This window comes from Pseudomonas donghuensis, assembly GCF_000696345.2.
Lineage (GTDB): Bacteria > Pseudomonadota > Gammaproteobacteria > Pseudomonadales > Pseudomonadaceae > Aquipseudomonas > Aquipseudomonas donghuensis.
The window spans coordinates 1,032,957-1,049,578 of record NZ_CP071706.1 but is presented as its reverse complement, the minus strand read 5'-3'; the positions used below and the strand labels follow the sequence as shown (position 1 = coordinate 1,049,578).

Annotated in this window: 14 protein-coding genes and 3 pseudogenes; 7 read left to right on the top strand and 10 right to left on the bottom strand. The window is 62.3% G+C overall.

Annotated elements, in window-relative coordinates; all coding sequences use genetic code 11:
• Positions 1 to 52: 52 nt before the first annotated feature.
• Entirely contained in the window at positions 53 to 2,251 is a 2,199-nt protein-coding gene (locus tag BV82_RS04740) for a DUF1631 domain-containing protein (RefSeq protein WP_036993865.1), read from the bottom strand.
• 254 nt (positions 2,252 to 2,505) lie between these two features.
• Between BV82_RS04740 and nadC the strand changes: the two genes are divergently transcribed.
• Positions 2,506 to 3,354: a carboxylating nicotinate-nucleotide diphosphorylase gene (nadC, locus tag BV82_RS04735; protein WP_010223547.1), complete on the top strand. Its 849-nt coding sequence runs from the start codon at positions 2,506 to 2,508 to the stop codon at positions 3,352 to 3,354.
• Positions 3,355 to 3,412: 58 nt separating this feature from the next.
• On the opposite strand, the gene trxB is transcribed toward nadC, so the two are convergent.
• Entirely contained in the window at positions 3,413 to 4,375 is a 963-nt protein-coding gene (gene trxB / locus BV82_RS04730; protein ID WP_010223548.1) for a thioredoxin-disulfide reductase, read from the bottom strand.
• 135 nt (positions 4,376 to 4,510) lie between these two features.
• Entirely contained in the window at positions 4,511 to 5,110 is a 600-nt protein-coding gene (locus BV82_RS04725) for a peroxiredoxin (RefSeq protein ID WP_010223549.1), read from the bottom strand.
• Positions 5,111 to 5,381: 271 nt separating this feature from the next.
• On the opposite strand from BV82_RS04725, the gene cysZ reads away from it, so the two are divergent.
• Entirely contained in the window at positions 5,382 to 6,110 is a 729-nt protein-coding gene (cysZ, locus tag BV82_RS04720) for a sulfate transporter CysZ (protein ID WP_010223550.1), read from the top strand.
• A 39-nt stretch (positions 6,111 to 6,149) separates the two neighbouring features.
• On the opposite strand, the pseudogene BV82_RS26640 reads toward cysZ, so the two are convergent.
• A pseudogene (locus tag BV82_RS26640) lies at positions 6,150 to 6,509 on the bottom strand (methyl-accepting chemotaxis protein); the annotation flags it as partial.
• A gap of 231 nt (positions 6,510 to 6,740) precedes the next feature.
• A pseudogene (locus BV82_RS26635) lies at positions 6,741 to 7,376 on the bottom strand (PAS domain-containing protein); the annotation flags it as partial.
• 267 nt (positions 7,377 to 7,643) lie between these two features.
• On the opposite strand from BV82_RS26635, the gene BV82_RS04710 reads away from it, so the two are divergent.
• Positions 7,644 to 8,861, top strand: coding sequence for a glycosyltransferase family 4 protein (locus tag BV82_RS04710; protein WP_036993864.1), 1,218 nt, complete (start codon positions 7,644 to 7,646; stop codon positions 8,859 to 8,861).
• Here the strand turns inward: BV82_RS04710 and BV82_RS04705 are convergent.
• From BV82_RS04705 to BV82_RS04695, 3 genes are all read right to left on the bottom strand, one after another.
• Positions 8,830 to 9,933: an NADH:flavin oxidoreductase gene (locus BV82_RS04705; protein ID WP_010223553.1), complete on the bottom strand. Its 1,104-nt coding sequence runs from the start codon at positions 9,931 to 9,933 to the stop codon at positions 8,830 to 8,832. The genes BV82_RS04710 and BV82_RS04705 overlap by 32 nt on opposite strands.
• 150 nt (positions 9,934 to 10,083) lie before the next feature.
• On the bottom strand, positions 10,084 to 10,566 hold the full coding sequence (locus BV82_RS04700) for a glutathione peroxidase (protein ID WP_010225806.1): 483 nt from the start codon (positions 10,564 to 10,566) through the stop codon (positions 10,084 to 10,086).
• A 153-nt stretch (positions 10,567 to 10,719) separates the two neighbouring features.
• Positions 10,720 to 11,205, bottom strand: coding sequence for an FKBP-type peptidyl-prolyl cis-trans isomerase (locus BV82_RS04695; protein WP_010225804.1), 486 nt, complete (start codon positions 11,203 to 11,205; stop codon positions 10,720 to 10,722).
• On the opposite strand from BV82_RS04695, the pseudogene BV82_RS26305 reads away from it, so the two are divergent.
• From BV82_RS26305 to BV82_RS04680, 4 genes and pseudogenes are all read left to right on the top strand, one after another.
• Positions 11,174 to 11,290 (top strand): annotated as a pseudogene (locus tag BV82_RS26305) (DUF3565 domain-containing protein); the annotation flags it as partial. The gene BV82_RS04695 and the pseudogene BV82_RS26305 overlap by 32 nt on opposite strands.
• Positions 11,291 to 11,383: 93 nt before the next feature.
• Positions 11,384 to 13,480, top strand: coding sequence for a phosphate acetyltransferase (gene pta, locus BV82_RS04690; protein ID WP_010225802.1), 2,097 nt, complete (start codon positions 11,384 to 11,386; stop codon positions 13,478 to 13,480).
• 2 nt (positions 13,481 to 13,482) lie between these two features.
• Positions 13,483 to 14,385 carry an acyltransferase gene (locus BV82_RS04685; RefSeq protein ID WP_010225801.1) on the top strand — a complete coding sequence of 301 codons (903 nt, stop codon included), beginning with the start codon at positions 13,483 to 13,485 and terminating at the stop codon, positions 14,383 to 14,385.
• Between the two features lie 68 nt (positions 14,386 to 14,453).
• Positions 14,454 to 15,038, top strand: coding sequence for a hypothetical protein (locus BV82_RS04680; RefSeq protein WP_036993863.1), 585 nt, complete (start codon positions 14,454 to 14,456; stop codon positions 15,036 to 15,038).
• 112 nt (positions 15,039 to 15,150) lie between these two features.
• Here the strand turns inward: BV82_RS04680 and BV82_RS04675 are convergent, their stop codons facing one another.
• Together BV82_RS04675 and BV82_RS04670 are read right to left on the bottom strand one after the other, a co-directional pair.
• Positions 15,151 to 15,468 carry a DUF3077 domain-containing protein gene (locus BV82_RS04675; RefSeq protein ID WP_010225799.1) on the bottom strand — a complete coding sequence of 106 codons (318 nt, stop codon included), beginning with the start codon at positions 15,466 to 15,468 and terminating at the stop codon, positions 15,151 to 15,153.
• A gap of 439 nt (positions 15,469 to 15,907) precedes the next feature.
• Positions 15,908 to 16,603: a YiaD family glycine zipper/OmpA-like lipoprotein gene (locus BV82_RS04670; RefSeq protein WP_010225798.1), complete on the bottom strand. Its 696-nt coding sequence runs from the start codon at positions 16,601 to 16,603 to the stop codon at positions 15,908 to 15,910.
• Between the last annotated feature and the right edge of the window lie 19 nt (positions 16,604 to 16,622).

Below are 16,622 nucleotides of genomic sequence, written 5' to 3'. Positions count from 1 at the left end.
GCTCAGTATGCCCCGTGGTGGCTATAGTTGCATCGTTAAAACGCGTAGGAATCTAGCGTGCCTGCGCCTGGCGCAACTGGCTGAGCACCGAGTCCAGTGCCCGGTCGAACAACAGGGTGTCGTCCAGCAAGCGTACATGGCCGCGGCGCAAGGCCACGGCCAGGGCCATGCGCGACCATTCGCGGACTTTGAGCCCGGTACGGTTGACGAAAATGAAACGGTCGGTGCTGTCGATCTGGGCAATCAGCTTGCAGCGCTGCACTTCATCGTCGCCGATCAACTCGACCCAGGCGCCAATACGCAGACGCTCGACCTGCAACAACGCCGGGTCGTCATCGGCCAGGCGCACCAGGGAAGCTTCCGACTCACCGCCTTCGGGGGCACGCAAGACGATTTCATCGAGCACCAGCACCCGTTCGCTGGCATTGACAGGGATAACGCGCCCGCCCTCCACCGCGGTATCGAACAGCTGCACATGCAGGGTTTCGAGCTGGGCGAAGAACTCGCTGGTGGCAAAGGGATCGAACGCGGCGCCGGCGAGGCCATCGCGCAACGCCTTGAGTAGCCCCGGCACCAGTTCCAGCAGGCGCAGGCGTGCCTGCTCGTCACCGTGCGGCTGCACGCTCCAGATCAGTTCATCCATGGTTTCCAGCGCTTCAAGCCATTGGCGAGAGGTGTCGCCGTGTTTGAGACAGGCGAGCAACAGCACCTGACTCCAGGCCTGTTCGAGAAAGCGCACCACCACCCGCGGCAACGAACGGCCAAGCAGGCGCTGATTGAATTCCTGCTGCACCCGCTGACGCGCCAGTGCGGTACGTGCGCGGCCTTCTTCGGCATCGCGGGTGCGCTGCTCAAGCAACTCATTGCGGCGTCGCTCGTCACTGCTGAAGGCAAGAAACTCGGCGAGCAGTTCAGAGAAGATCGCCGGGTCATCGACAAAGTCGCTGAGCAGGCGCTGAACGATTTTTTCCACCCGCAGGTACAGGCTGTCGCGCTGGCAATCATCGCTGGCTCCCCAACCCATGGCCGCCGTGGCAATCTCGTTGAGCAAGCGCCGGGCCGGGTGGTTGCTGCGGCTGAAGAAGCTCTTGTCGAGCACCGCCACCTTGAGCATCGGGATCTGCAGGCGACCAATCAGGGCTCGCAGCGAGTGCGGCAGGTTGCGATCGCCAAGGATGAACTCGAAGAGCATGGCAATGAGGTTGATGACATCCTCGTCGACCACCTCGATCTTGCGGTAGGTGCCGCTTTTGACGCTGACCCGGGTCAGCAGTTGTTGCAGCTGTTGGTGCAGGTCGAAATCGTCACTCTCAGAGGTAGGCGGCACGTAGTGCTGCAGGTGCGAGAGCAGGCGCAACAGGTCACGGGTGCTGATCGCCTGCACCTGCTCGCAGGCCTCAAGGCGCGGGGCAACACGCCCGCGTACCGGCGAGAGCAAGGCCTGCAGCGAGGCGAACACCGCCTGGCCGTTGGCATCCAGCGGGTTGCTGTGCGGTTTGCTGTCGCCCTGGCTGGCCGACGGCTCGCATTCGGCCAGTGGCCGCTCCCGAGCCCGGCGTCGCGGCACGGCCTTGAGCTCGGGCAGCACGCCGGTGGCAATCAACAACTGGTTGGCTTCGCCGTACAACGGGTCGGCATCCTGCAGCACATAACGCTCGAACAGCTTGAGAATGATCAGTTTGACCTTGATCCCCACTCCCAGGCTGCGCCCGGCGCGCAAAAAATAATCACAGAGCATCGCCGGGCCCAGCGGGTTGCGCGCATCGTCCAGCGTCTGGCCCACCAGGGCGCCGAAGCGCAAGGTCAACTGGTTCAGGGCGATGCCGTCGCGCGCCAGTACCCGCGCGACCATGGCATCCAGGGCCATGTTGCGCTCCAGCTCATCGTTGGCCACCAGGGTCAGGCGCTCGCTGGCATCGCTATGCAGGGCCGGCAGTGCATCGGACTGACCGATCTGCACGAAGGCTTCATAGAAGTGGTCGAGATAGCCGCGCTCGATGTTCTTGCGCTTGAGGCGCAGGTCGCGCATGGCTTCGAAAAGGATGTTCTGTTCAACATTGTTGGCGGCCTTGTCGGCCATCTCGAACAGCGTATCGTCAGCGTTGTCGAATAGCGCCTGCAGGCTTTGGCGCAGCTGCAGCGCGGCCTTGTCACGGACCTGAAGAAGCACCACCGGCAGACGAGCGAGGGGCGCATTGTGCGCCTGTTCGGTGATGGCCTTGATCGGCACCACCTTCCCGTCGTTGTGCATCCTGGTCTCCTTGCCGGTTCGGTTTTGAGCGCTTGAACGCTCGTCAAAGCTATGACGCCAAATACAAGGCGCATTATCGAGTAAAAACCCTTCACTCGCCAGTGCACGGCACGCCGCTGCCGATAGACCCAGGTCCGGGTAAAACGCTCATTCGGCCTGACCAAAGGTCAAGCGTTGGCCACCCCTGCAGTGTTTGCTGCAAGCGCAGGCTGCCCTGCCCTATAATCCCGGGCACTTAGCTTGTGGAGCCCGCCATGCCGAATTTACGCCTCGCCGACCTGACCGCCGAAATCGAAGCCAACGTGCGCCGTGCGTTACTCGAAGACATCGGCAGCGGCGACATCACCGCCCAGTTGATCCCGGCCGAGCGCCTGGCCAAGGCCACCATCATTACCCGCGACGACTGCGTGATTGCCGGCACGGCCTGGGTCGATGCGGTGTTCCGTCAGCTCGACCCGCGGGTGGCGGTGCACTGGCAGGTCAAGGATGGCGACCGCGCCAGCGCCAACCAGGTGCTGTTCAACCTTGAAGGCCCGGCGCGTTCGCTGCTCAGTGGCGAGCGCTCGGCGCTGAACTTCCTGCAGATGCTGTCGGGCGTTGCCACGCACGCGCAATTTCTCGCCGACAAGGTCGCCGACACCCAGGTCAAGTTGCTCGACACCCGCAAGACCCTGCCCGGCTTGCGTCTGGCGCAGAAATACGCGGTCACCTGCGGCGGTTGCCACAACCACCGCATTGGCCTGTACGACGCGTTCCTGATCAAGGAAAACCACATCGCCGCCAGTGGCGGTATCGCCGAGGCAATCACCGCCGCGCACCGCATTGCCCCAGGCAAACCGGTGGAGATCGAGGTAGAAAGCCTGGACGAGCTCAAAGAAGCCCTGGATGCGGGCGCCGACATCATCATGCTCGATGAGCTGAGCCTGGACGACATGCGCGAAGCGGTGCGCCTGAACGGCGGCAAGGCCAAGCTTGAAGCCAGTGGCGGCGTGACTGAAAGCACCCTGCGGGTGATTGCTGAAACGGGTGTGGACTACATCTCGATCGGGGCGATGACCAAGGATGTAAAGGCGGTGGATCTGTCGATGCGCCTTAGCCTCTGAGGCTGACTGCAGGTATAAAAAAACCGGCCTTAGGGCCGGTTTTTTTAGATTGACTCTATCAGAGCGCTGCGTTCTGCAGGCCGTCCAGGTAGCGCTCGACATCCAGCGCCGCCATGCAACCGGCACCGGCCGAGGTAATGGCCTGACGGTAAACATGGTCAGCCACGTCACCGGCAGCGAACACACCTTCAACGTTGGTCGCAGTGGCGTTGCCGTCACGGCCGCCATTCACCACCAGGTAGCCGTCTTTCAAGGTCAGCTGGCCTTCGAACAGCGAGGTGTTCGGGGTGTGACCGATAGCGATGAACACGCCATCGACCTTGATGTCGTCGAAGCTGCCGTCGTTGTTCTTCAGACGCGCGCCGGTGACACCCATATTGTCACCCAGCACTTCGTCCAGGGTGGCGTTGAGTTTCAGCTCGATCTTGCCTTCGGCCACGCGGGCGTTGAGCTTGTCGACCAGGATCTTCTCGGCGCGGAAGGTCTCGCGGCGGTGAACCAGGGTGACCTTGCTGGCGATATTGGCCAGGTACAGGGCTTCCTCAACAGCGGTGTTACCCCCACCGACCACGGCCACCGGCTTGTTGCGGTAGAAGAAGCCGTCGCAGGTCGCGCAGGCGGAAACGCCCTTGCCCATGAACGCTTCTTCCGATGGCAGGCCCAGGTAGCGAGCGCTGGCACCGGTGGCGATGATCAATGCATCGCAGGTGTAGGTGGCGCTATCGCCCTTGAGGGTGAACGGCTTGCTGGCCAGGTCAACGGCATTGATGTGGTCGAACACCACTTCGGTCTCGAAACGCTCGGCGTGTTCCTGCATGCGTTGCATCAGCGCCGGGCCGGTCAGGCCGTGGGCGTCGCCCGGCCAGTTGTCGACTTCGGTGGTGGTGGTCAGCTGGCCGCCGGCCTGCATGCCGGTGATCAGCAGCGGCTTGAGGTTGGCGCGCGCGGCGTACACGGCAGCGCTGTAACCGGCAGGGCCGGAACCGAGAATAATCACTCGCGAATGACGTACTTCAGACATGTCACACTCCTGTCGAGCGGGCGTTCAATTGCCCGCATCGTATCGCCGGGATCACCGGCTGGAATAAAAAAGAACCTGCGAAGCACTTGGGGAAGGCTTTTGGCCGCAGGTCCTGAAAAACGTTGAATCGCAGCCTTACAGGCTGGCGGCGTTCTCGGCCAGGTAGTCGGCAACGCCCTTGGCGTCGGCCTTCATGCCTTTCTGGCCAGGGCGCCAGCCGGCCGGGCAGACTTCACCGTGCTGTTCAGTGAACTGCAGGGCTTCGACCAGGCGGATCATCTCGTCGACTTCGCGGCCCAGCGGCAGGTTGTTGACCACCTGGTGCTGGACAACGCCTTGCTGGTCGATCAGGAACGAGGCACGCAGGGCCACGCCGTCATCGTGCTCGATACCGTAGGCACGGGTAATCTCGTGCTTGACGTCGGCTACCATGGTGAACTCGACCGCGCCGATGCCGCCCTTCTCGACCGGGGTGCTGCGCCAGGCGTGGTGGGTGAACTGCGAGTCAATGGACACACCGACCACTTCCACACCCAGCTCGCGGAACTTGTCCATGCGATTGTTGTGGGCAATGATTTCCGACGGGCAGACAAAGGTGAAGTCCAGCGGCCAGAAGAACAGCACGACGTATTTGCCGCGCAGGGAAGAAAGCTTGAAGCTGTCGACGATCGAACCGTCGCCCAACACCGCCGCCGCATCGAAATCAGGGGCTTGCTTGTTGACCAGAATGCTCATGGAAACTCCTTGAAAATCAGAATTCGAAGGCGTTGAAAAGATGTGCGCACTTTAGCGAGGTGGCAGAGATTAAGGAAATATCCTTAGACAATCCACCTTATAGGCCTGCTCTATTTATCAACAAAAGCGCTCGTGGTTTATCTATGAAGCCCTGCCCGGGATGCTGCCGAGGTTTTGTTACAGCCCGTTTCTCGCTCTGCACCGCGCTTTCGCCAGGCGCACAAACTCGGTAAGGTCAGCGCGTTTGCCTTTACCCGGAGCCTTCCCCTTTATGCAAGCCCCTGTCCTCTCTGGCCCACAGTACCTGCGCGAAGGGCTGAAACTGGTCCTGAGCCCGAGCCTGCGCCTGTTCGTGTTGCTGCCGCTGGCGGTCAACCTGCTGCTGTTCGTCGGCCTGATCTACTTTGCCGGCCATCAGTTCAGCCTCTGGGTCGATTCGCTGATGCCCAGCCTGCCGAGCTGGCTGAGCTTTCTCAACTACGTGCTGTGGCCGCTGTTCGTGGTTTTGGTCGGGCTGATGGTGTTCTTCACCTTTACCATGCTGGCCAACGTCATTGCCGCGCCGTTCAATGGTTTCCTGGCAGAAAAGGTCGAAGTGGTGGTGCGCGGCACCGATGACTTCCCGGCCTTCAGCTGGGCGGAGCTCATGGCCATGGTGCCACGCACCCTCGGTCGCGAGGCGCGCAAGCTCGGCTACTTCCTGCCACGGGCGATCGGCCTGTTCATCCTCTCGCTGATCCCGGTGGTGAACATCATCGCCGCGCCGCTGTGGCTGCTGTTCGGTATCTGGATGATGGCTATCCAGTACATCGACTACCCGGCGGATAACCACAAGATGAGCTGGCAGGACATGCTCGCCTGGCTGCGCGAAAAACGCTGGCAGAGCCTGGGCTTTGGCGGTTCGGTGTACCTGGTGTTGCTGGTGCCCTTCCTCAACATCCTGATGATGCCGGCCGCAGTGGCCGGCGCCACGCTGTTCTGGGTGCGCGAACGCACCTGAGCCCTGGCCGCGTAGCCGCCCGGCTACGCGGCGCAGCCATCAGTTCGACAGCTGGTTGGAGAACTGCCCCACCGCATTGACTACCTTCTGCGCACCGTCCTGAATCTCGACGATCACCGTACCGGTCTGCCCGGCCAGGGACAGGCCCTGCTCGGCCTGGCGCTTGCTGCTGTCGATGATATCCACCGCCGCCTTGGCCAATTGCTCATTCTGCTGCACCACGCGAGCGATTTCTTCGGTGGCGGTGCTGGTGCGCGAGGCCAGTTGCCGGACCTCGTCGGCAACCACGGCAAAGCCGCGCCCCTGCTCGCCGGCACGGGCGGCTTCGATGGCGGCGTTGAGGGCCAGCAAGTTGGTCTGCCCGGCGATGTCGCTGATGGTCTTGATGATCGAACCGATCACCTGCGACTGCTTGTCCAGCGCCTCGATGCCTTCGGCGGCTTCCTGCATGTAGGTTTCCAGGCCGCGCATGACGTCCACGGTCTGGGTCACCACCTCAGTGGCCTTGCGTGCACAGGCGTCGGTTTCCAGCGAGGTGTTGTAGGCGATGTCGGCAGCCTGGGCTACGGCGGTTTCCTGGTTGACCTGGTCGGTGATCACCGTGGCGAACTTGACCACTTTGTAGAGCACGTCGTGGGCATCGATGATCGGGTTGTAGGACGCCTCCAGCCACACCACACGGCCATGGGCATCGATCCGCTTGAAGCGCTCGGCGACGAACTCACCATGGCGCAGTTTGTCCCAGAAGGCCTGATAGGCCACCGAGTTGTACTCCTCAGGCTCGCAGAACAAGCGGTGGTGCTTGCCCACGACCTGATCGAGCTTATAGCCCATGGTCTGCAGAAAGCGGTCGTTGGCGGTCAGCACTTCACCATTGAGGTTGAACTCGATCACCGCCGTGGAGCGCATCAGCGCCTTGATCAGGCTTTCGTGCTCGCGGGAGGTTTCGATGGTGCGGGTCAGGTCGCTCGAATGCAGGGAGAAGTACTTGATCCGCCCTTCGCTGTTTTTCACCGGCTGCAGGATCGACCGCAACCAGGCTTCCTGGCCATTGCCGCGCAGCAGGCGGAAGGCGCCATTGAGGTGCTCGCCACGGGTGATGGCGTGCTTCATGCGCTGGTAAAAGTCGAGCTGCTTGACGTGCGGGGGAACGATTTCCTCGATGTTGCGACCAATCAGTTGATGGCCGCTATAGAGCATCTCTTTTTCGAAGTTGCTGTTGACCGATTCGATTCGCCCTTGAGGGTCGAGTTGTAACACCAGCATCTCGCTGTCGAGGCTGCTTTTGACCTGTTCCATGGACTGCAGGTCTTCACGCAGCTGGAGGATTTCTTTCTTGAGTTTGCTGTTGAACATGACGCTCTCCCGGAGCGAAACCAGTCATTCGAATGCCTCTGCATCGGCTGCTGGCCAGGCAATCTTGAGTCACTTGCTGGGAAATATTTAAGCGCTGAAAACCGCCGGTAATCAGGCGTCATCGATCTGTCATTTATTGGTCACAGAGCGGCAATCCGGGCGGTCGACACTGGCTTCATGAGCACACCGTCCCTGCATGTCACCCTGATCAGTGAAACCTTCCCACCGGAAATCAACGGCGTGGCCAATACCCTTGGCCGCCTCAGCGATGGCTTGCGCTCGCGCGGTCACCGGGTCGAGCTGGTGCGCCCGCGGCAACTGGCCGAACAGCCCTCTGCCAGCGATGAAAACCTGCTGTTGTGCCGGGGCTGGCCGTTGCCGGGGTATCCGGGTTTGCAGTGGGGCCAGGTGTCGATGCACAAGTTGATCCGCCGCTGGCGCCGGCAACGCCCCGACGTGCTGTACATCGCCACCGAAGGCCCGCTGGGCCTGAGCGCCCTGCGCGCCGCGCGGCGCCTGGGGATTGCTGTGGTCAGCGGTTTTCACACCAACTTCCAGCAATACTCCAGCGAGTACGGCCTGGGCCTGCTGGCGCGCCTGCTGACCCACTACCTGCGCTGGTTCCACCGGCGCACCCACACCACCCTGGTGCCCAGCCTCAGCCAGCGCCTGGAGCTGGAACGGCGCGGCTTCGATAACCTCAGCCTGATGGCCCGCGGGGTCGACAGCCAGCTGTTCAACCCGGCACGGCGCAATCAGGCGTTGCGTGAACAATGGGGCCTGGGCGATGACGATATCGCCCTGCTGCATGTCGGGCGCCTGGCCGCCGAGAAGAACCTCGGTTTGCTCCAGCCGTGCCTGGAGGCCCTGCAGCAGCAGTATCCACAGCGGCGCATCAAGCTGATCGTAGTGGGTGACGGGCCCCAGCGCAGCATGCTTGAACAACACCTGCCGGGCGCAGTGTTCTGCGGCGCCCAGCGTGGCGAAACGCTGGCCGAGCACTATGCCTCGGGGGATGTGTTCCTGTTTCCCAGCCTGACCGAAACCTTCGGCAATGTGGTGCTTGAAGCCCTGGCTTCAGGCCTGGGCGTGGTCGCCTACGATGAAGCGGCAGCAGCCCAGCACATCCGCCACGGGCACAGCGGCGCACTGGCCATGCCGGGTGACGAAGCGGCCTTTATCGATGCCGCCGCCTGGTTGCTCGAAGAGCCGGAAACCCTGCGCCGGGTGCGCCTCAATGCCCGCCAGCACGCCAGCCGCCAGGGCTGGCCGGCGATTGTCGAGCAGTTCGAAGCGCACTTGCAGGCAGCCTGCCGCCAGGGCCAGGGCAACGTTGCGCGCCCGAGCCCGGCAGCACTTGCAATCAAACCAGAGTCGTCAACGCCTCACGGCTGAACGGCAGGATGTCCTGCTCGCGGCCATCACGCACTTTGGCTGCCCAGTCTGGGTCCACCAGCAGCGCCCGGCCGACCGCCACCAGGTCGAACTCGTCGTTGTTCAGGCGCTTGAGCAGGTTCTCAAGGCTAGCCGGCTGTGCCACTTTGTCGGTGGCGACCATGAACTGCAGGAACTCGCCATCCAGGCCGACGCTACCGACGGTGATGGTCGGCTTGCCGGTGAGCTGGCGGGTCCAGCCGGCCAGGTTGAGGTCCGAGCCTTCGAACTCCGGCTCCCAGAAGCGCCGGGTCGAGCAATGGAAGATATCCACACCGGCGTCGACCAACGGCTGCAGGAACGCCCCCAGCGCCTCGGCGCTCTGCACCAGGCGCGCGCTGTAATCCTGCTGCTTCCACTGCGAGAAGCGGAAAATGATCGGGAAGTCCGGGCCCACCGCCGCGCGCACCGCCTCAATCAGCTCGATGGCAAATCGCGAACGGCCAGCCAGGTCGCCACCATACTCGTCGCTGCGCTGGTTGCTGGCGTCCCAAAAGAACTGGTCGATCAGGTAGCCATGGGCGCCATGGATCTCGACACCGTCCATACCAATGGCCTGGGCGTCGCGGGCAGCCTGAGCAAAAGCCTCGATCACTTCACGGATATCGGCCTTAGTCATGCCGTGCACCACCACCTGGCCATCCTTGAGCTTCTCGCTCGGACCATGGCCCGGCACGCTGGCATCCGGCTCGGTGCCCAGGCGGCGCACGCTACCCACGTGCCAGAGCTGCGGAACGATGCGTCCGCCTTCGGCATGCACGGCTTCGACGACTTTTTTCCAGCCGGCCAGGGCGTCTTCCCCGTAAAAACGCGGCACATTCGGGTAGCCATTGGCGGCTTTGTGGCCGACCGTGGTGCCTTCAGTGATGATCAGGCCGACGCCTGCCGCGGCGCGGCGGCGGTAGTATTCCACCACTTGCGCGTGCGGTACGCCGCCAGGGCAGAAGGTACGGGTCATCGGTGCCATGACCACCCGGCTTGGCAGCGCGAGGGTGCCCAGTTGGAAGGGAGTGAAGAGTGCGTTGGCGGACATGGGGCGCTCCAGGGAATGGGGAATGCGCCTGAGGATAGGGGGAGCCGTTCGGGTGGCCCAGTACTATTGATCTGGGTGATTGAACAGCATCGCGGGGCAAGCCCGCTCCTACACTTCTGTAGGAGCGGGCTTGCCCCGCGATAGGGCCGATCAGGCCAAAGCCTTCTCGATCGCCTGCACCACTGTCGGATCATCCGGCGCGGTACGTGGCGAGAAACGCGCCAGCACGCGGCCGTCCTTACCGACCAGAAACTTCTCGAAGTTCCAGGTGATATCGCCCGGAAACTCGGCGCCTTCACCCGCCAGCAAGCGATACAGCTGATGACGGTCGTGGCCGTTGACTTCAAGCTTGCTGCCCAACGGAAAGCTCACGCCGTAGTTCAGGCTGCAGAACTTCTGGATTTCTTCTTCAGTCCCTGGCTCCTGGCCGGCAAACTGGTTGCACGGCAGGCCCAGCACACTGAAGCCTTTGCCCTTGTACTGCTGATAGAGGTTTTCCAGCGCCGCATACTGTGGGGTCAGGCCACACTTGGAGGCGACATTGACCACCAGCACCACCTGGCCCTTGAACGGCGCCAGAGGCAACTCCTGGCCATTCAGTGCCTGCAGCTTCAGGTCGTGAAATGCACTCATGACGTACTCCCCTTTCCAGATCCCGGTTGCCGCTGCGAGCTGCAATCAGTAAAACCAGCCCATCAAAAAGGCGCCCTGCCAAGCCGTCTTCCCCTGCTGGAGCGACGGACTTGCCCGGGCGCCTTCGCGACTCTCTGAGCTTAGCGCAGAAAATCAGTGGTGATGGCCACCTTCGCCATGGACGTGGCCATGGGCTACTTCTTCTTCGCTGGCATCACGCACGTTGACGACCTTGACCTTGAAGTTCAGGCGCTGGCCAGCCAGTGGGTGGTTGCCGTCGACGGTGACGTCGTCGCCGTCCAGGTCGCGAATGGTGACGATCTGCATCTGGCCATCCGGCGCCGAAGCGTGGAACTGCATGCCCACTTCCAGCTCGTCGACACCTTCGAACATGCTGCGGTTCAGGGTGCTGACCAGCTCGGCCAGGTATTCGCCGTAGGCGTCTTCCGGCTCGACGGCAACGTCCAGCTCGTCACCGGTGGTTTTACCTTCCAGGGCTTTTTCCAGGCCCGGAATGATGTTGCCTGCGCCATGCAGGTAGACCAGCGGAGCGCCGCCGGCGGAGCTGTCGATGACCTCACCAGCGTCGTTGGTCAGGGTATAGTCGATGGAGACAGCCTTTTTGGCGGCGATCAGCATGGGGCGAGACCTTTTGCATAAGAATGTAGAACGAACAAGTGTAACCAAGGCCTCGCCTGAAAGCGAACGCAACCCGGACAAACGGGTTGCCGGATATTTGCGACGGGTGCGCTCGGGGGGTCGATAGCGATACCCTTGGCAATTGATTCTTTTGCACAGCTCATTTCGAGAAGCTCGCATGCAGACATTTTTTATCGCGCCGACCGACTTTGGCGTCGGCCTGACCTCCATCAGCCTGGGCCTGGTGCGCACCCTGGAGCGTGCCGGGTTGAAGGTTGGCTTCTTCAAGCCGATTGCCCAGCCGCACCCGGGCGATACCGGCCCGGAACGCTCCACCGAACTGGTTGCCCGCACCCATGGCCTCAAGCCACCGCAGCCGCTGAGCCTGGCCCATGTCGAGCGTATGCTGGGCGACGGCCAGCTGGATGAGCTGCTCGAGGAAATCATTACTCTCTACCAGCAGGCCTGCATCGGCAAGGACGTGGTGGTGGTCGAAGGCATGGTCCCGACCCGCCACGCCAGCTACGCCGCGCGGGTCAACCTGCACCTGGCCAAGAGCCTGGATGCCGAAGTGATCCTGGTGTCGGCACCGGAAAACGAGGTGCTCACCGAGCTGTCCGGGCGCGTCGAACTGCAGGCCCAGCTGTTTGGCGGGCCACGCGACCCGAAAGTGCTCGGGGTAATTCTCAACAAGGTGCGCACCGACGAGGACATGAGCGCCTTCGCCGCGCGCCTGGTCGAGCATTCGCCGCTGCTGCGCGGCGGCGACTTCCGCCTGCTCGGCTGCATCCCCTTCCAGGCCGGCCTCAACGACCCACGCACCCGCGACGTGGCCGAACTGCTCGGCGCCCAGGTACTCAATGCCGGCGACTACGAAACCCGGCGGATGAACAAGATCATCATCTGCGCCCGCACCGTGGCCAATACCGTGCCGCTGCTCAAGCCCGGCACGCTGGTGGTGACCCCGGGGGATCGCGACGACATCATCCTCGCCGTGAGCCTGGCGGCGATCAACGGTGTACCGCTGGCGGGCCTGCTGCTGACCAGCGACAGCAAGCCCGACCCGCGCATCCTCGAACTGTGCCAGGGCGCGCTGCTGGCCGGCTTGCCGGTCCTGTCGGTAAGCACCGGCTCCTACGACACCGCCAACCAGCTCAACGGCCTGAACAAGGAAATCCCGGTGGATGACCGCGAGCGCGCGGAGCTGATCACCGATTTCGTCGCCAGCTACCTGGACGCCGACTGGCTGCACCAGCGCTGCGGCACCCCGCGCGAGCTGCGCCTGTCGCCAGCCGTGTTCCGCTACCAGTTGATCCAGCGCGCCCAGCAGGCCAACAAGCGCATTGTCCTGCCCGAAGGCGCCGAGCCGATGACCGTGCAGGCCGCCGCCATCTGCCAGGCCCGCGGTATTGCCCGCTGTGTGCTGCTGGCCAAGCCCGACGACGTTCAGGCCGTGGCCCGCGCCCAGGGCATTACCTTGCCCGAAGGCCTGGAGATTCTTGACCCGGACCTGATCCGCGAGCGCTACGTCGAGCCGATGGTCAGCCTGCGCAAGAGCAAGAGCCTCAATGCACCGATGGCCGAGCAACAACTGGAAGACCCGGTGGTGATCGGCACCATGATGCTGGCCCTGGACGAGGTCGACGGCCTGGTGTCGGGCCTGGTGCACTCCACCGCCAACACCATCCGCCCGGCCCTGCAACTGATCAAGACCGCGCCGGGCTGCAGCCTTGTGTCGTCGGTGTTCTTCATGCTGTTCCCCGAGCAGGTGCTGGTGTACGGCGACTGCGTGATGAACCCGCACCCAACGGCCCATGAGCTGGCGGAAATCGCCCTGCAGAGCGCCGACTCCGCCGAAGCCTTCGGTATTGCCCCGCGGGTGGCGATGATCAGCTACTCCAGCGGTGATTCGGCCAGTGGCGAAGAGGTCGAGAAGGTTCGCGAAGCCACCCTGCTGGCCCAGGAAACCCAGCGCGGCCTGCTGATCGACGGCCCCTTGCAGTACGACGCTGCGGCCAACCTGGACATCGCCCGGCAACTGGCGCCCAACAGTCAAGTGGCCGGCCGCGCCACCGTGTTCGTGTTCCCCGACCTGAACACCGGCAACACCACTCACAAGGCCGTGCAGCGCAGCGCCGATTGCGTAAGCCTGGGGCCGATGCTGCAAGGCCTGCGCAAGCCGGTCAACGACCTGCCGCGCGGCGCCCAGGTCGACGACATCGTCTACACCATCGCCCTGACCGCCATTCAGGCCAACCGCTCACTGGATAGTTGAACATGCTCGGATTGCTACCCGCGCCGCTGCGCGGGGTTATCGCCTCGTTGCTGCTGGGGCTCAACACCATCGTCTGCTGCACCCCGTTGTTCATCGTCAGCCTGTTCAAGCTGTTGCTGCCGTTCGCCGCGGCGCAGCGGCTCACCGATGAACTGATGCGCCACATCCACGAAACCTGGATCAGCAACAACAACGCCTGGATCAACCTGCTGGGCAAGGCCCGCTGGCAGGTCGAGGGCCTGGCCGGGCTGGACTACCAGCACAGCTACCTGGTCACCAGCAACCACCAGAGCTGGGTCGATATCCTGGTACTGCAGTACGTGCTCAACCGCCGTATCCGCCCGCTGAAGTTCTTCCTCAAGCAAGTACTGATCTGGGTGCCGGTGATCGGCCTGGCCTGGTGGGCGCTGGGCTTCCCGTTCATGAAGCGCTACTCCAAGGCGTACCTGGCCAAGCACCCGGAAAAGGCCGGCAAGGACCTGGAAACCACCCGCCGCACCTGCGCCAAGTTTCGCGGCAAGCCGACGGCAATCTTCAACTTCGCCGAAGGCACGCGGTTCACGCAGGCCAAGCATCGCCAGCAGCAGTCGCCGTTCAAGCACTTGCTCAAGCCCAAGGCCGGCGGTATTGCCTTTGTGCTCGATGCCATGGGCGAGCAACTGCAGTCGATCATCAACGTCACCATTCACTATCCAAACGGGGCGCCAGGCTTCTGGGACTTGCTGTGCGGGCGGGTCAGGCACATTGTCGTGCACTTCGAGGAACTGGCGATTCCGGCCGAGTTCCTGGGCAGGAACTACGACCAGGATGAAACCTATCGCCTGGCCTTCCAGCAATGGATCAACCAGCTGTGGAGCGATAAGGACGCCTTGCTCGAACGGCTGCGACAAAACGCCGACGGGTAATTTGCCGGACAGCATCTATGCTCACTTCCTACGATGATTTAACTAGCAATCACAAGGAACGTAAGCCTATGAAACCGCTGCGCCGCTTTGCCCATGCTTTTGCTGTTGTTTCACTTCTGTCTGCAGCCAGTTTCACGGTGCAGGCAGAAGACATCCTGATCGACGCTGTCGCCACTGAGGATGTGGTGAATACCAAAGTCCTTGCCGTTGACCTCGATAAGCGCATCGTTACGGTGGCAGGGCCTGAGAACTCTGAGGTGCCGATCCAGGTGAGCGAACAGGCCAAGGCCCTGCATAACCTCAAGGTCGGCGACCTGGTCAACATCACAGTCAACCGCTCGGTTGCTACTGTGCTCGAAACCGACCTCACCAAGGCCCCGGGCATCAGCAAGGAGGCCGGTGTCATTCGCGCCACCAAGGACAACCCTAACCCAGGTGGTGAGGCATTTCGGCAGATCAAGGTCACCTCGAAGATCACCAAGATCGACCTGAAAACCCATGAGGTAACGCTGACGCCACCTGAGGGCCCGCAAAAGGTGGTGAAGGTCGAAGACCCTGACCTTCAGGCGCGCATGAAAAATCTCAAGGTCGGCCAGTCTGTGGTCATCGTTTATACCGATGTGCTGACAATCACTACCAGAAGCCCAAGCTGAGTCGCCTGACCTACCGTATCGCCGGCAAAGCCGGCTTCCACAATTAATCTGGGCACACACCGGACCTGTGGGAGCTGGCCTTGCCAGCGATCGAGCGCAACGCGCTCGCAACTCAGGCGCCGCCTGGCATCCTGATCACACGGCTCTCCAGCCCATCGAGCAACGCATCAATCAATGCCTTGGCCATTTCATGGGAATGCAGGGTCGCCTGAAGAAACCCTCGCCCCGGCTCACAGGTATGCTCGACCGCCAGCGGCCCGGTCAGGCTTGCGCACTTCAAATACAGCGATGCATGCACCAGCGCATCTTCGACATTGACCCCGGCGCGCACGGCGAATAACTGTGGATGACCAGCATCGCAGAGGCCGAATGGGGTTTCTGTGGTTTCGAGAAGGTGGAATTCAGGTGGGTCTGGAACGATTTTTTTCATGATGAAGCTCCTTTTGGAATGGAGCAGCCACCGACTCGTCGCCAAACGAAGGGGTGGCGGCTGTACGCGGATTGGCGAACCGAGCCAAAAGGGAAACCCGGCAGGGCCGAAGCCCTCCCGCGCACAGCCACCATAAAGTGAAGTCAGCGCAACTTAACGCCGACAAGCATTCACATGGTGCAGTCTTTTGTTTGCTCCAGGTCGCCAAACCCGATCGCTGATACATCAGCGACCCAGTGAGCCTAGTGGTGTACTTCCCCCGGAGCAATCATCTGCAGGGCGACAGAATTCGTAGGATAGGTCCTAGGACGCTCAAACTACCAGTCCAAGGCTGTTGCAGGATGCTAACCAGGCCTCTGTGAGAGCTGGCTTGCCAGCAATGAGGCCACTGCAGGCACAAAAAAGGGGAGCCAGGCTCCCCTTTCTTACATCTTGCAACTTACTGATACTGCTGCCCAGGAATCGGCTTGAGGTTGACCTCTACCCGACGGTTCTGCGCGCGGCCGTTGGCGTCGGCGTTGCTGGCGATCGGCTGGTCCGGGCCCAGGCCACGGGCGCTGACGCGGCTCGGGTCAACACCCTGGGAGGTCAGGTAGCTGACCACCGATTGCGCCCGACGTTGCGACAGGTCCATGTTGTGCTGACGGCTGCCGGTACTGTCGGTGTAGCCGACCACTTCAATGGTGTTCTGGTTGAACTGCTTGAAGGAGTTGGCCAGGTTGTTCAGCGGCGAGTAGAAGCTCGGGGCAATGTTGGCCGAGTCGGTGGCGAAGGTGATGTTACCCGGCATGATCAGCTTGATCTGATCGCCCTGGCGTTGAACCTCGACACCGGTGTTGGCCATGCTCTCACGCAGGGCAGCTTCCTGCTTGTCGGCGTAGTAGCCATAACCTGCGGCGGCGGCGCCCACCGCGGCAGCGCCGATCAGCGCACCCTTGCCGCGGTTGTTATGGTCGATGGCCGCACCGGCAATGGCACCGGCCAGCGCGCCCAGGCCGCCGTACTTGGCAGTTTTGCTCATCCCTGTGGAACCCTGCTGCGCCTGACCCTGGCTGTCATACGGGTTGGGGCTGGCACAACCGGACATCAGCGCGGCAGCGGTAGCGACGATAATCAAACGACGCATGGTGAACATGGACAAGCTCCTACTGTAA

Bases quoted from the DNA above. Each gene is read 5' to 3' on its own strand.
- BV82_RS04740 (WP_036993865.1), bottom strand. From the start codon at position 2,251: ATGCACAACGACGGGAAGGTGGTGCCGATCAAGGCCATCACCGAACAG.
- nadC (WP_010223547.1), top strand. From the start codon at position 2,506: ATGCCGAATTTACGCCTCGCCGACCTGACCGCCGAAATCGAAGCCAAC.
- trxB (WP_010223548.1), bottom strand. From the start codon at position 4,375: ATGTCTGAAGTACGTCATTCGCGAGTGATTATTCTCGGTTCCGGCCCT.
- BV82_RS04725 (WP_010223549.1), bottom strand. From the start codon at position 5,110: ATGAGCATTCTGGTCAACAAGCAAGCCCCTGATTTCGATGCGGCGGCG.
- cysZ (WP_010223550.1), top strand. From the start codon at position 5,382: ATGCAAGCCCCTGTCCTCTCTGGCCCACAGTACCTGCGCGAAGGGCTG.
- BV82_RS04710 (WP_036993864.1), top strand. From the start codon at position 7,644: ATGAGCACACCGTCCCTGCATGTCACCCTGATCAGTGAAACCTTCCCA.
- BV82_RS04705 (WP_010223553.1), bottom strand. From the start codon at position 9,933: ATGTCCGCCAACGCACTCTTCACTCCCTTCCAACTGGGCACCCTCGCG.
- BV82_RS04700 (WP_010225806.1), bottom strand. From the start codon at position 10,566: ATGAGTGCATTTCACGACCTGAAGCTGCAGGCACTGAATGGCCAGGAG.
- BV82_RS04695 (WP_010225804.1), bottom strand. From the start codon at position 11,205: ATGCTGATCGCCGCCAAAAAGGCTGTCTCCATCGACTATACCCTGACC.
- pta (WP_010225802.1), top strand. From the start codon at position 11,384: ATGCAGACATTTTTTATCGCGCCGACCGACTTTGGCGTCGGCCTGACC.
- BV82_RS04685 (WP_010225801.1), top strand. From the start codon at position 13,483: ATGCTCGGATTGCTACCCGCGCCGCTGCGCGGGGTTATCGCCTCGTTG.
- BV82_RS04680 (WP_036993863.1), top strand. From the start codon at position 14,454: ATGAAACCGCTGCGCCGCTTTGCCCATGCTTTTGCTGTTGTTTCACTT.
- BV82_RS04675 (WP_010225799.1), bottom strand. From the start codon at position 15,468: ATGAAAAAAATCGTTCCAGACCCACCTGAATTCCACCTTCTCGAAACC.
- BV82_RS04670 (WP_010225798.1), bottom strand. From the start codon at position 16,603: ATGTTCACCATGCGTCGTTTGATTATCGTCGCTACCGCTGCCGCGCTG.